The organism is Xylanibacter ruminicola (genome assembly GCF_900142525.1).
GTDB lineage: Bacteria > Bacteroidota > Bacteroidia > Bacteroidales > Bacteroidaceae > Prevotella > Prevotella ruminicola_A.
In genome coordinates, this window is the sequence record NZ_FRBD01000009.1 from 21,451 (window position 1) to 37,117 (window position 15,667).

Here is a 15,667-nt window from a genome sequence, read left to right on the forward strand (position 1 = left end):
CATATTATATCCCTCCTAATTAGAATTTGACGTTAACATTGAAACCATAGCTGCGACGTGAAGGCAGCGAACCATACTCAAGACCAAGACCAGAAGTATTGTAACCTGAGTCTGGATCAATATTCGGAATATTCTTCCATACGATGAATGGGTTACGTGCAACAAACGATACACTGAGGCTCTTCACAGCCTTGCCCAACCACTTCTCTGGGAAGGTATAACCAAATGTTATCTCACGACACTTTACATACGAGTTGTCGTAAATAAACATTGAAGGTGCATTATCGGCAGCACTCTTCCAGTATGACTCTGGATTAACTGCGATATTATTTTCACGATAAGTACCATCAGCGTTCTGAATGACACCAGGCACAACGAGTCCCTCGCACTTGCCTGCAGCTCGCCACTCTTCGATTGTCATATTGGCAGCCTTACGGTTCTCTTCAGAACGATACCATTCCTCACGACCAGCAAGAGTCTCGCTTGCTTTTCCTGTAGAATAGGCAGAACGCATTGACATTGAGAACAGGTCAGCGCCAACTTTTACGTCGAAACCGGCAGAGAGTCGGAAATTCTTGTAAGTGAACGTAGAGTAGAAACCACCTGTCCAATCCCACGATGCATTGCCGAGGGTATGTGTCTTATCGTCAACATATGGCAGACCACTCTCAGGATTAATGATGAGCTGTCCATCATCGGTACGCTTGAAGTCTTTTCCGATAATACTACCATAGTTCTTACCAACCTCGGCACCTACACTAACACCACACCAGGTTGCCTTCTCCAGTTCAAAGTAGTCCATACCATCAATAAGAGATTTAACCTTATTAGTGTTCTTTGAGAAGTTTACACCTGCATCCCATGCAAAGTCGCCTAACTGAAGTACACGACCATTGAGAGCAAGTTCAATACCCTTATTCTCAATTTCTCCAGCATTGACAAGCTGATAATTATAACCTGAGGTCGACGACGAAGCCAGAGCGATGATCTGGTCTTTAGACAACTGATTGTAGTATGTAAAGTCAAGTCCTAAACGTCCCTTAAAGAACTTCATCTCCAAACCGAGTTCAAAAGAGTTGGTACGTGTAGGCTTCAAGTCCTTGTTGGGCTGTGTATTGTTATTGATCATACCGATAACAAAACCGCCATACGAATATTTAGCCGTAGAGTAGTTAAGTGCAAGCTGATAAGGATCGGTATCGCTACCTACCTGTGCCCACGAAGCACGAATCTTACCATAGTTAATCAGATTCTTGTTCTTAATAAACTCTGAGAACACAATGCTACCAGAGAATGAGGGATATACATATACATTATTAGTAACAGGCAGGGTTGACGACTTATCACCGCGAACAGTTGCCTCCAGATAATAAGTATGCTGGTATCCTACACTGGCAGATCCAAATATTGAATTGATTTGTTTCTTATATGTATTCTGCTGTATGCTCTGCTCTGCGTAGTTCATGATAGCAACAACATCCTTCATCTGCTGGTCCATTCCAGTAAAGATGTCAGTCTTATTGTTTACTTTAAAGATATTACCACCCAACGTAGCGTTTACATCAAAATTACCAAATGTATTATTATAGAGAGCAAGGAGTTCTGCATTCAATGTACGGTTGGTGTACTTCTGGTTTTGCAGCTGTCCGGCCATCTTTCCCGGAGTAGTCATACAGATGAAGTCTTCGAAATCCATATAGTTCATATCTGTACCAATGGTTCCCTGCAACTTCAAGTGATCGGTGATATTCCATATTGCTTTACCTGTCAGACGGAACACATCCTTAGCTGTGGTATTCTCATTCTTATAAAGATCCCAATATGGATTCTTGTTATACTGGTCATTACCATTCCAGTTAGCATATTCACCTTCAGACGTCTGATAATTCTTCAGCCACTCTTGATTATAGGTATTGGCCAATGTCATCAGATTCTTACCTACGTTGCTCTGCGAGTCGCCGAGGGCTGGGCGGTTCTTAACGTCCTCACGAGTGTAGTTGGCAGTAAAGTCAAGATCAACAGGACCTGCAGAGGTTGTTACACGCAGGTTAAAGTTGTCACGACTCATGTGCGTATTAGGCAAGATATCTTTATTACGCATATCAGTAACAGAGAAACGAACACCGGTTTTGCCAGAGTTAACAGACAATATGGCTGTATTCTGAGCAGTAAGACCAGTACGGAAGAATTCGCTTGTGTTGTTTGGATACATCATAAACGGACGTTTCTCGTGGTCAAAGTACTCCACAAGGAAATTGTCGGCTTTTGCTCCCCAACTTGAATTGGTTCCTGTGGTGGCAGTACGACTATATGCGCCACCATAACCCATACCATACACCTGCTGAATATTATCCCACTTTGCCAACTGCTTGTCGATAGTAAGCGAGCCATTGTACTCTACACTTACTTTATCCTTTTCTGCCTTCTTAGTAGTAATCAGAATCACACCATGAGAAGCACGGCTACCATACAGAGCTGAAGCTGCAGGACCCTTCAACACAGTCATATTCTCGATATCGTCAGGGTTGATTGCCGAAATACCATCACCCAGATCGTAACCACCCTCGGTGCCTGCACTACCAAAGTTTGTGTTATCCAAGGGCACACCATCGATAACGTATAATGGCTGGTTATTACCACTAATCTCAGTATTACCACGCAGGAGTACACGCGTAGAACCAGAAGCGCCACCGGCAGTATTCTGAACTACAAGACCAGCCACCTTACCCGAAAGTGAGTTAATGACATTTGTCTCCTTGGCTTTGGTAAGTTCTTCACCTTTTACCTCGGCAACACCATAACCAAGTGCCTTACGTTCACGCTTAATACCAAGAGCAGTTACAACTACCTCGCTAAGAACGGTTTTGTCCTCCTCCATTACAATTTTCATACCCTGATGAGCCTTGACTTTCTTGGTTGAAAAACCCACGTAACTAACTTCAAGAAGATCACCAGGTTGGCATTTCAAAGAAAAGCGACCATCCAAATCGGTCACTGTTGCATTGTTTGTTCCAGCCACTTTGACGGTTGCACCAATCATTGGACCATCTGCATCCACAACAGTACCAGATATAACCTGGTCGTTTGGAGCTGCTGCGAGTTCTGCACGACTTGCCGCCTCAGCCATAGCCGAGAGTGGAGCCATCATCATGCATGCACCAAGCAGACATAGAAACATTCTCTTTTTGTTCATTTTGATTTTTGTTTTGAGTTAATATGAAATAATCGTTGATTTATTTGGGTGCAAAGATATCTGTATTCAGATAAAGACGGGTTTGAACACACTCAAAATAAGGTTTGAATACAGAAATGTGATAGTAATCAAACCTATTATTGATAGTTTTTATACCCCTTTACCTTCCATAATACCCTGCAATGTCCAGACAGCCTTTACTTTCATACCTTTATTACGATCGAATATACCGAAATGTTCAGAGCCACTACCAAAGCTATTGTTATCCCAAACAAAAGTTGAGAAGCCACGCTTACGGGTTTCGCTTACTAAGAATCGGCAATAATAGGTCATATTCTCATGAATCAGATCGGTCTGTCCACTCTTCTGCCGATCAGTAACTCCCCACTCGCCTACTACGATACCAAGACCTTTGTTACTCCAAGTATCAACTACGCGATCAAAAAAATCGGTCATGCTATTCTCGTCATTAGGCGAAATCTCCCCCTTATCTTTATTAGATACTCCCCAATAGTTATACTTACATTCGCCTGCATAGTCCCAAGGAGTATAATAATGAAACTCTACACTCATATAATCAAGTCCATTACCTTCAACATCGGTTGGGATAATGAAATCGCCGTTATTAATTCCGAAGTCAGGATTGCACACATATGTCTGCACAATAAGATGACGTTTGGTATTATTACCACCTGTAGCACGTACCACATCAATAAAAGTCTGATTATAAGAGTTTTGTACGGCCAGGTTCTCAGCTTCTGGTTTACCCCAGTTGTCCTTAATATGCACTTCATTAGTCCCAGCAAAGGCCACACGATAGTCGTACTTTGCAAATTCACTAGCTATATTCAACCACAATAAAGCCAATTTCTGATTATTCTCTTCCTTATACTGGTTGGTGGGACGACCCTCTAACCACTTTTCATGATGAGTGTTGATAATCACCTTCAGATTGTTAGCCAGACACCAGTCTACAACCTCCTTGACACGCGTCAACCATGCTTTATCTATACTCATAGCCGCAGCATTCGTAATGTGACACTGCCAACGGATAGGAATACGCACAGCATTAAAACCAGCATCCTTTACTGCCTTGATAGTTTTTTTCGTCACTACAGGATTTCCCCATGACGTTTCAGCTTTGATACTATTGTCGGGCATACCAATAAACATTGACTCACCATCTTGTCCTGGAGCCGAGCACTCAAACTGGTTGCCTAGATTCCAACCCACCACATCTTTGTTCCATTCCTTTGCTGTGGGCTGGGCTGTAACAGCTACAGGAATGATGGCAGCCATCAGTAGGCCATACCACAAACTAATCCATTTCCTTTTCATAACTATTGATCATTCTTTTTATTGGTTTTAAGCGGGTGCAAAGATACAACCAATATATATAGGAATGGTTTGAGTGCATTCAAAAAAAGGTTTGAAAACTCTCAAACGTCGAGATTCAAACCTTTTGTAACAATGTAAAGGTAGATTTCTACTGATATTTTGAAGGCGACACCCCAAAATACTTCTTAAATACAGTGCTGAAATACTTAGGATTATCAAATCCAGAAAGAGCAGACACTTCGGTAACACTACGTCCACTACGCAATAAAGCAGCAGCATGCTCTAATCGAATAATTCGTATAAAGTCTTGGGGTGATTTTCCTGTATACGACTTAAGTTTGACGTAGAATAGCGTCCGACTCATAGCCATCTCACGGCAAAGACGATCGATAGAGAACTCTGAGTCACTCAAATTCTCTACAATCAAACGCGTAGCTCTGTCAACAAAGTCTCTACCGCTGTCATTATCCTCTATAGCAACATCCGTTTCTGCAAGCAATTCTTTAGGCGAAGATGCGGAAGATGATGATGGAACCTGTTGCATCAGTTGCAGATAGTCAATAGACAGTCGCATATACTTCTCTTGAAGTCGGTACACACGCCAAGCTCCCCAAAATGTTAACAGCAATAACGCGATATAAACACACCACATCCACCAACTATTCCACCAAGGGCGACCAATGGTTATAATAAGTTGCTGTGTGTCAACCACCTCACCACAAGTACGACTAGTACACTGAATTGTAAGCAGATGCCGTCCTGGCTCCATACTGACAAAACGGATAGACTGCTGATCAGTAGGCTGACTCCACTCACCGTCATCGATTTTATAGCGATAGGAAATATCATAGTGATGACGCATATTAACGCTCTCAAACAACACATCGAAGGTGCGCTGACTATAAGACAGATAGATGCGTTGCTCCTGAACCATGGCTAAATCGATATGACCTAAATCATTATCAGATTTTATATAATTCACACCTAAAATCACAAGTTTTGTCTTGTAATTAAGAGGCTGAACGCCCTCAGGATGCACAACTACAGCTCCAGTAGTAGAGCCAAAGACAATATCGCCATTTGGCAGATTCTGAACTGCACCACGCGAATATTCACGATCTAAGCCATAGCAATAGTTCACGTTTACGATGGTATATGACTCATCTGTCTTTACATACGCCAAGCCTTCATCGGTTGCTATCCAGATACGTCCGTCTTTCCCCTTAACCAGACTTCTGACATAATTAGATGGGAGACCATTATCAACGGTAAGTTGACGACTTTGGCGTTTGGTCATGTGATAGACATAAACACCTCCACCATCAGTAGCAATCCACAACTCCGGCCCCAAAGCCAACAGATGGGTTACAAACGGATTAACATCAGTAACTCCAGCGGGCGCATAATTCAAATCCTTTATCTCATCATTGTCGGGCGTAACAAGTTTCAAGCCGAATGCGGTTCCTATAGCAATCTGTCCTGAAGCCAACTGTGTAATAGCCTGCACATCGTGTATAGGATAACAGCGAATTACGCCACTACTGGATTTCTGAATTAAATCGCCATTAAGACTACCCACCCACCAGTTTCCATTTTTATCATGATAAGTTGCATAAACATGATTATCCTTTAGCGTGCTATTATTAACGGTATAAATGTGACGAACTTGAGCCTGAGAATCTATCACATAAATGCCCTTACCATAAGTTGACACGAGAACAGTTCCATCGGGGTGTTTAGTGGCACTCAAGACTACAATTCCTTGACAACTGTGACGCCATTGACCAGTGGTTTGATTATAAATACTGATACCATTATCAGTACCCATCAGAACTAAATCATCAGAAAGAGGCATCACGGTATTCACATGGTCGTTCGAAAGAGTTTCGCGATCGTTTGCAGTATGCCGAAAGATAGCTATTGTACTACCTATTGGACGTGCAATGTCAATACCTCCTGAATAGGTACCTATCACAATGTTTTTCCAGGAGTCAACGACCATACTGTAAACTCCATTTCCATGCAGCACTCCATGATTTGTTTCGTTGGCATCGAACAATAAGGAGCACTCACCACGACCATCACGCGACATCTGCCAAACGCCTTCACCATCAGATCCTACAAGCATCGTATCATCGTCGTACGGACAGATACTGCGAATAGGATTTCCATGAATCAATCCTCCTGTTAGGCTGACAAACTGATCGGTGGAAACACGGCCATCACGTCCAAACGTAACAACATGTAGACCGTTTTCATAGCCACCCAACCACAATTTGCCCGATAGTTCATCATAATAAGCACTCTCCGTATTATAAGTAAGCAACTTTCGACCTTTTTCATTGAAAACACCTTCGCGGGCACAAAAAAGCAGTCTATCTTTTGTGGCAACAATATTGTTTACATAGATACCCTTTACAATCTGCCTAAAAGAATTGTCTGTCAGAATATAAACACCATCGTGCAAAGCCAGATATATCCCACGATCAGTTAGCTGTATATCATTAAGGGCTACCTCATAACCAAGTTTCTTTGATATTTGAGCAATCAGTTCAAACCTGTCAAGACTGACATTGAATTTAAACAAGGAACCGCGATTGTCGAAAGCATATACCTCTTTTGACTCTGCAGTTACATGTATCACTCTGCCGCCCAAGTGATTAAAAGGTACTTTGTCATCAAGTCGATAAGTTCTAACCTTGGAACCATTGAAACGGCCGACACCCTTTAGAGACGACCACCAAATGGCCCCTGATGAAGACTGACAAACAGAGAAAATACGCTGATTATCAAGTCCTTCTGCTTTTCCTAAATGCGAAATTGTAAAATCGGCAGTACGCAATGCCATACTGGCAGTACTATTTACTACCATCACGCATACCAATAAACCTACCCTCAGCAGGAATATCGGCCAGTTGCGACAATCTATCAGTTTACTCAACTTCATTTAGCCAGGTATATACCATCATCAGCTATAGTTATCAATCTACGTTTATACAAATCTCCTACGGCTTTCTTGTAGGCCTTCTTAGAAACCTGGAAACGGTCGTAGATGAGTTCAGCAGGCGATTTATCACCAAGATTGCAATAGCCGTCGTTCTCGTAGAGATAACGCAGCAAGGTCTCGGCAAAGTCGAGCGTCTGCTGACGACCAGTTTGCTGTAGCACAATATCAATCTTACCGTCTTGGCGAACATGATCTATGTATGCTTTCAACCTCATACCACTATGCAAAGGTTGGAATATCTGATTCTCGAACACCAAACCTTGGAACTTATTATTAACGATAACCTTAAAACCTAGGTCGGTCTTTTGCCACACAAGAATATCAACCTCGACGCCATGCTGGAGCTGTGGCAGGTCATTAATAGTTGGTGTAGTAAGATACTTCTCGACCTTGGCAGTAGCCATTAATCGATAGCTGTCCTCATCAACCTTAATATAAACAATGTGACGCTGCCCTTGCTCCATGCGCTTTTTCTGCTCACGGAAAGGACAGAAGATGTCCTTCATCAAGCCCCAATTGAGAAAGGCACCAAACTGATTGACCCAAGCCACCTCAAGACTCACAAATTCACCTACCTTAGCATAAGGTTTCTCTGTAGTAGCCACAGGCCGTTCTTCCTGGTCAAGATAAATAAACACTGTTATCTCGTCACCAATCTTCATATCGTTGGTAACATAACGCTGCGGAAGCAGAATTTCACCTTCATCGCCTCCGTCCAAGTAAAGTCCGAAATCTACGGACTTAACTATCTTTAGATTATTAAAATCGCCAAGTTTGATCATAGTTTTTCCTGCGGCAAAATAAGTCCATCCTTTAAATGGATTGTTCTATCAGTAATGGTAGCCAACTGTTCATCGTGGGTAACGATGACGAAAGTCTGACCGAACTGATTACGAAGGTCGAAGAACAACTGGTGGAGTTCTTCCTTGTTCTTAGTGTCGAGAGAGCCCGATGGTTCATCAGCCAGGATGACTGCAGGATTGTTAACCAGCGCACGAGCCACAGCCACTCGCTGTTTCTCACCACCAGAGAGTTCGTTAGGCTTATGGGCCGCACGATCAGCCAAGCCCATAAACTGCAACAATTCTTGTGCACGCTGTTTGGCCTTTTTGGGCGAAGTGCCGGCGATATAAGCCGGAATCATGATATTCTCTATAGCAGTAAACTCGGGCAACAGCTGATGAAACTGGAATACAAAACCCAAATGCTGGTTACGGAAATCAGACAGTTTCCTGGTAGAGAGATTACTGGTATCGATGCCATCTACGATGACTTGTCCGCTGTCAGGGCGATCAAGTGTGCCGATAATCTGCAGCAGAGTTGTCTTTCCGGCACCACTTGGGCCTACAATACTTACAACCTCGCCCTTATCTATATGAAGGTCGATGCCTTTAAGTACTTGTAATGAGCCAAAGCTCTTAGTAATATTCTTTATATCAATCATAATTTCTCAATTTTTCACCTTCTTCTGATGTATCCAGCGCAAGATGGTATCGTAGATACTATTCTCCTCATGGTGCTGTGCTTCGGTAAAGCTCATGCGCTCATCCTTGGTATCACCATGCTGATCGGGGAAGATGATCATCAGATTCTTGCCAGAGAAATGCTTCTGCAACTCATCTGGCAATCGCTCAAGCGCTGTCTTATATGAAATGGTACCCTTACGGGCAGTAACTACTACAAACAGATGGTCTTCATCGATATCGGCCGCCAACTGGGGTAACTCGTTCCAATGAGCCATATAGGTATAATCAGCCCGAACATTGGGATGACGGTTGTTGATGTATTGCTTGATAAGCTCCAGACTCTCGTGACGGCCATGGAACTGTATGCGACAATCCAGCTGACCAGCTAAACGGCTCAATCGTTCCAACCAGCGATTGAACCCTGGTTCAAACTCGGCTCGCGAAGGAACAGCTACACGGATACGACGCAACGTGGGCATGGGCTGAACAAAACGCATCAGAATAATCTGACGGTTCAAACCATTATACAAACTCTGTATGAACTCACCCCAGAACCTTGGGTTGATATCAGTATGCACGTGCATACCCATGATAATCTCAGAACAGGCAAACTCACGGAAAGCATGTTTAATGCCGTTGGCAATATTAGTAGCCAAACGGACCTGAGTCTGCACATTCACATCGCTGGCGCTGGCAGTTTGTTGCAATTGTTCCAGCAGTCGCAATCCCTCTTCGCGAGCAGCATTGCTGTTCTGATCGTCGTAAACCACATTAAGCGCCACCAAATCGCGATTCAATCGCTGATTGCGCATAAACATCGACAGATAAAGCAGATGCGGTGCAATCTCAGGATATTTTACGCAGAGCAGAATCTTCTCGTCGTCGTCCTTAGGCGCATCGGTCTGCAGATGAGTCTTCTCCTGAATGATAATCTGCTTTGAGGCATGCTCGGTCATCATGGTACTGATGATACAGGTAAACAGAATCATCATGATGATACCGTTCAACATATCATCGCCTACAAGATACTCGCCAGGAGCCACCTCTAGTCGAATACCTACCATCACCATAGCAATGGCACCTGCAGCATGGGCCGAAGTCAAGCCGAACATCATGTGACCATCGGCTTTTGACAAACGGAAAAGCAGACTACACATATACGCAGCTATGGCTTTGCCGAAGGTGCCGAAGAACACAATGAGCGCCACAACCCACACCACCTGAACGCTGGTAAACAACGTGCGCAGATTGATGAGCATGCCCACACCAATCAGGAAATAAGGGATAAACAGGGCGTTGCCGATGAACTCAATGCGGTTCATAAGGGGCGACACACGTGGTATATACCTATTTAATATAAGACCAGAGAAGAAAGCACCAAACACACCCTCGATGCCAATGAGCGATGAGAGGGCTGCACTCAGGAACATAACCGCCATGACAAAGATATACTGCATGACGGCATCACTATATCGACGCAGGAAGTAGCGGGTGAGCTTAGGTATCAAAATGACACTACCCACACAGAAGGTGGCAAACTTTACCACAAACATCACCCAAAATAGCCAGTTACTATCCTTGCTAAACGACCCGGAAAGAGCGGCCAACATGACCAGTGCCATAAAGAGTGATATCATAGATGAGCCCACACTCAAGGCCACGCTCTGATGACGCTGCAAGCCATATCGACCGATGATTGGATAGGCAATCAGAGTGTTAGATGCCATAATACATCCCAACAGGAACGATGCCGATGCCGAATAATCTAGAATTGTCATCGACATGATATAGGTAAGTATCAGCGGAATGAAGCAGGTAAGCAGACCAAATAGCAGGAATCTACGCGAGTGTTTCTTCACGCCCTCCATATCCATCTCGAGACCGGCCAGAAACATAATGTAGTACAGACCTACACGCCCGAAGAGCTCAAACGAGTTATCACGCTCTAGTATATTAAATCCATATTGACCGATAGCGATACCAGCAAGCACCATACCGATGATATGCGGAATTCTAAGTTTACTCATCACAATAGGAGCAAACAGAATGATCATCAGCACCACAAAAAAGATAAAAGTTGGGTCTGTAATCGGCAAATATGATAATAATAATGTCATTTTGGCTACAAAGGTAGGCATTTTTTTGGTAAAATGAAAAAAAAAACATAATTTTGCGGCCAAATTGTAACCAATTAAAGGATTTAGCAAGATGAAAGTAGCAATTGTAGGTGCGAGTGGAGCCGTAGGACAGGAATTCCTGCGCATTCTCGCCGAGAGAAATTTCCCAATGGATGAACTGGTGTTGTTTGGATCAGAGCGTAGTGCTGGTACTAAGTACAACTTCAAGGGTAAGGAGATTGAGGTGAAACTTCTGCAGCACAACGACGACTTTAAGGATGTGGATATCGCGTTCACATCAGCAGGTGCTGGTACATCAAAGGAATTTGCTGAGACCATCACTAAGTACGGTGCTGTAATGATTGACAACTCGAGTGCTTTCCGTATGGACGACGATGTACCCTTGGTTGTTCCCGAGTGCAATGCCGAGGATGCTTTGAACCGCCCACGTGGTATCATTGCCAACCCTAACTGCACCACCATCATGATGGTAGTAGTACTGCAGCCTCTGGAGAAGATTTCTCACATCAAGCGCATTCATGTTGCATCATATCAAAGTGCTTCAGGTGCAGGTGCCGCCGCCATGGCCGAACTGCAGCAGCAGTACAAGGAAATGGTAGAGGATGGCGAGGTAAAGACCGTTAAGAAGTTTGCCCATCAGTTGGCTTACAATGTGATTCCACAGATTGACGTATTCCAACCCAACGGATATACCAAGGAGGAGATGAAGATGTTCAACGAGACCCGCAAGATTATGCATACCGACGCCAAGTGCTCGGCCATGTGCGTGCGTGTAAGCTCGCTGCGCTCTCACTCTGAGAGTGTTTGGATTGAGACCGAGAAGCCCATTAGCGTTGAGGAGGCACAGAAGGCTATCGCCGCTGCTCCTGGCTGTACACTGAAAGATGATCCTGCAACACTCACCTACCCCATGCCACTCGAAACAGCTGGCAAGGACGATGTTTACGTAGGACGTGTTCGTAAGGATATCAGCGACGAAAATGGTCTTACCTTCTGGCTGTCGGGCGACCAGATCCGTAAGGGTGCCGCCCTGAACGCCGTTCAGATTGCAGAATATCTGGTAAAGGTAGGAAACGTAAAATAGTGAATAACGAATAGTGAATAGTAAGATTATAGCAAAACACCTTGTGAATAGTTTAATGATACTATTCACTATTCACTGTTCACTATTCACTTTATCCTCTTGCGGTGGAGGCGACGACGACGGGCGCCGATTGGGCGAAATGATTGTTGGCACTTGGCAACGCGGCTGGGGCGAAGGCGATGTGGTGATAGAAGGCAACACTGAGTTAGAACCAGACAACTTCACCTACGATCAGTTTGTGTTTCGTGGCGATGGAGCTTATAATGGTATGGTACGCAAGGGGTCTTTCTCTGCATACGACGACTATGGCCGAATCATCTATGAGGGCGACTATCAGTGCGACAATAATAATCTCAAATTGCAATACATAGACACCGATGGTATCAAGCGTACCATTCTAGCTCAAGTCGTTGAGTTTAGCGACACCTCTATCCGTTTTCGTTACGAAGAGGAACAGCATAACATAACCGTCACTTTCATTATCCGCAAGTTGAGTAATGAAAGTGGCGGTTATTATTCTTCATCCTCTACTACATCGCTGTAGTAGAAACTCTGATGATATTCTATCTCGTTGTAGGCTGAAAAGTAGCCTAGACATCCCCCTGTAAAGTTATCTATAGGATTAGTACCCGTACTCGACATTTGCTGCATGGAGTACAGATAATCGTAGGCTCGCTGGTCGATGGCGCGAATCACAATCTTCAGCACATCGCCATCCTGCAACACATCGCTACCTTTTTCGCCATCACGGAAGAAGGTGAACAATTGCTGCAACTCCTTATTAGGATTCTTATCATCTTTCATCACAGCCCAACGATATCCGATACCATTACGATAGATGTGCATAAAGTACCAGTTAGTTTCATTGGGGATATCCTGCAATCGCAGGTCGCCAAACAGATAACGTTCTGTTAGCATCTTCTTCCGCACCAGTCTGAACTCGTTCATCTTTGGTGTACGCTGCATGGTTGATGTAGAAGAGAAATGATGCCCGTCTACATCAACTTCCAATAGGTACTCAGTGCCAGCAACGGCCTTAAACTTTGAGCGATAATACCCATTCCTTACAAATGGAATGGTGGCGCGAGTACCGTCATCGCCTGTTATCACCACCGTGGCATTATCAACATCGCTACCCGTTGAGTTATTGTCCATCGCGTTGGTCTTGCTAACACGTATTTCAGAGCCCGTAGCAGATATGTTTCCTTCAACCACGTAACGCGAATCAGCTTCGTGGTAGTCTATAACAATTTCCTTTTTGCAGGAAATCATACTTATCAAGCAGAAGAACATAAGCACATATCTCTTAACCATAGGGCATCAGAATTTAATGTTAAACGATACACTAGGCACGATGCCAAACAGAGAATACTGGGTAGCTTTGGTGCCAGCGCCATACTCGCCATCCTCGAAGTTAATGAGGAAGGGATTATAACGATTATACAGATTATAGATACCCAACACCAGTTGGTGAGTACGCTTTCTGTATTGCTTGCTCCACACGGCACTCACATCCAGGTGGTGTGAGGCAGGTGCACGATAGCCGTTACGCTCAGTATAGTAGTATATCCAATTGTCCTCTATCATATACTTTCCACTTGGAGCAGTAAAGGCTTGACCACTATTGTATACCCACGACGCGTTAAAAGTCCAACGCTTATTCAGGCGATACATAGCCACGATGTTGATGTCATGACGGCGATCGTTATTAGCATCATACCATTTGCCATTATTGATGCCGTCAATCTTGGTTTTCGACCACGACAGCGTGTAGCCTATCCAACCCGTTAACTTACCGTTGTTCTTACGGGCACTAAACTCCAGTCCGTACCCCTTACCCTTGCCGGCCAACAGCAATCGTTCTATCTCAATTTCACTGGCAAACGATTTTCCATCACGATAATCAAGCACATTGTTTATTTGTCTATAATATGCCTCTACCGAGAAATCATAGTCTTGATTAGGCGTCATCACAAACACGCCACCACTTATTTGGTCGGCCACCTCCGGCTCTACGATGTTGCTACTCATAGTATAGCGGTCGAATGGTGTAGATGTACTCTGATTACGCAAGGCATGCACATTCTGCGACGTACGGGTATAGCCTACTTTGATAGAGGTGACGGGTGATAGATGATAGTTGATAGAGAGGCGTGGCTCAAGCGTGGTGTGGGTTTTAACTATCTGGTTCTTACCATAGTTATAATACCAGCCGATGGTGCCATCCTGTTCTATGTCGTAATACAACGAACCGCCAAGTGGCGAGAACAAGCTGAGCCGCAAACCTGCCGACACGTCAAGCTTCTCTGTCAGTGGTGCCACAACGTTCACCCAAGCAGCATTATCCCATGCCCGGCGTTGTTCCTTTTCGTGTAGCGTTACCTGTTTCCACTCTGCCGATTTCACATTCAGCAGAGCCGTCTGGAATCCCGTTTCCATCACATAACGACCTAGATTCAAGTGTAAATCCTGACGGAATCCTACCTGACGGATATGACCCGAGAACCAGATATTCATCCCCATAAAGTCGATACCATTATCAGTCTGATAGCCACTATAGTAGGCTGTAGACTGGGCGTAGGAGTTGCCACTGAAATGATGCAGCCACTTCAAACTAGCCGACAGATTATTCCAACGGATATCCACCATCTCATCGATAGCCGTACGATCTTTACCAGTAAAGAAACTCAGAAACAGTTGGTTATTCTGATTGATGGTCCAATCGGCCTTGGCATTGATATCGTAGAAATACAGGGTATTGTGCCTAAAATCAGGCGACAGCTTCAGAAACATGTCCATATACGAGCGGCGAGCCGTAACAAGGAACGACGCTTTATCCTTGACGATTGGCCCTTCGAGTGTACCTTTTGCTGCCAGCAATCCGATACTGGCTCCACCATGTAGTTCGCTCTTGTTACCAGTTCTTCCGATAATATCCAGTACAGCCGACGATGCCCCACCATATTGAGCTGGTAGCAATCCCTTATAGAGCGTGGCCGAAACCAGTGCATCACTATTGAAGGCCGAGAAAAGTCCGGCCAAATGCCCCACATTATATACAGGGGCAATATCCACCAGGATCTGATTCTGTGCCGAAGTACCGCCACGCACTTGGAAACTGCTCGATGCATCGCTCTCTGACTTCACGCCCGTCAGTAGCTGCATCGATCGCATAATATCCTGTTCGCCAAACAGTTGCGGCGAAGCTGTCAGGTCTTTAATCTGTACTTGTTCCGCTCCCGTTTGTATCTGGTTTAATCGCTGGCGAGCCGAATTCGACTTCACTACAACCTCATCCAACTGTTCCTGACGTAGGGTATCTGTAGGGACAGTTGACAACGATAATAGGGTTGATAGTAGCAATGTTGATACAAACATGATGCAAAGTTAAGTGTTTTTTTTGGAAACTCCAAAAAAAATATCTATCTTTGCCCCCGATAA

General features: G+C 44.3%; 10 protein-coding genes. 2 read left to right on the forward strand and 8 right to left on the reverse strand.

The window, feature by feature from the left end:
• Positions 1–19: 19 nt before the first annotated feature.
• The 6 genes from BUB86_RS06940 to BUB86_RS06965 all read right to left on the reverse strand — a co-directional run bounded on the left by BUB86_RS06940 (position 20) and on the right by BUB86_RS06965 (position 11,121).
• Entirely contained in the window at positions 20–3,193 is a 3,174-nt protein-coding gene (locus BUB86_RS06940; RefSeq protein ID WP_073207444.1) for a SusC/RagA family TonB-linked outer membrane protein, read from the reverse strand.
• 150 nt (positions 3,194–3,343) lie between these two features.
• Positions 3,344–4,492 carry a glycoside hydrolase family 5 protein gene (locus BUB86_RS06945; RefSeq protein ID WP_254795122.1) on the reverse strand — a complete coding sequence of 383 codons (1,149 nt, stop codon included), beginning with the start codon at positions 4,490–4,492 and terminating at the stop codon, positions 3,344–3,346.
• A gap of 187 nt (positions 4,493–4,679) precedes the next feature.
• Positions 4,680–7,472 carry a helix-turn-helix domain-containing protein gene (locus tag BUB86_RS06950; RefSeq protein WP_175549430.1) on the reverse strand — a complete coding sequence of 931 codons (2,793 nt, stop codon included), beginning with the start codon at positions 7,470–7,472 and terminating at the stop codon, positions 4,680–4,682.
• Between the two features lie 2 nt (positions 7,473–7,474).
• Positions 7,475–8,320 (reverse strand): S1 RNA-binding domain-containing protein, encoded by an 846-nt coding sequence (locus BUB86_RS06955; RefSeq protein ID WP_073207457.1) that lies wholly within the window; start codon positions 8,318–8,320, stop codon positions 7,475–7,477.
• Positions 8,317–8,982, reverse strand: a complete 666-nt coding sequence (locus tag BUB86_RS06960; protein ID WP_073207461.1) for an ABC transporter ATP-binding protein — start codon at positions 8,980–8,982, stop codon at positions 8,317–8,319. Before BUB86_RS06960 ends, BUB86_RS06955 begins: the two co-directional genes overlap by 4 nt.
• Before the next feature lie 6 nt (positions 8,983–8,988).
• On the reverse strand, positions 8,989–11,121 hold the full coding sequence (locus BUB86_RS06965; RefSeq protein ID WP_073207708.1) for a cation:proton antiporter: 2,133 nt from the start codon (positions 11,119–11,121) through the stop codon (positions 8,989–8,991).
• 91 nt (positions 11,122–11,212) lie between these two features.
• Between BUB86_RS06965 and BUB86_RS06970 the strand changes: the two genes are divergently transcribed.
• Both BUB86_RS06970 and BUB86_RS06975 read left to right on the forward strand, forming a co-directional pair.
• Entirely contained in the window at positions 11,213–12,226 is a 1,014-nt protein-coding gene (locus BUB86_RS06970) for an aspartate-semialdehyde dehydrogenase (RefSeq protein WP_073207464.1), read from the forward strand.
• 55 nt (positions 12,227–12,281) lie between these two features.
• Positions 12,282–12,770, forward strand: coding sequence for a lipocalin family protein (locus BUB86_RS06975; protein ID WP_139261487.1), 489 nt, complete (start codon positions 12,282–12,284; stop codon positions 12,768–12,770).
• Here BUB86_RS06975 and BUB86_RS06980 read toward each other — a convergent pair.
• Together BUB86_RS06980 and BUB86_RS06985 are read right to left on the reverse strand one after the other, a co-directional pair.
• On the reverse strand, positions 12,740–13,498 hold the full coding sequence (locus BUB86_RS06980) for a DUF4249 domain-containing protein (protein ID WP_175549431.1): 759 nt from the start codon (positions 13,496–13,498) through the stop codon (positions 12,740–12,742). The genes BUB86_RS06975 and BUB86_RS06980 overlap by 31 nt on opposite strands.
• 48 nt (positions 13,499–13,546) lie before the next feature.
• Positions 13,547–15,604, reverse strand: a complete 2,058-nt coding sequence (locus tag BUB86_RS06985) for a TonB-dependent receptor plug domain-containing protein (protein ID WP_073207474.1) — start codon at positions 15,602–15,604, stop codon at positions 13,547–13,549.
• Positions 15,605–15,667: the final 63 nt, after the last annotated feature.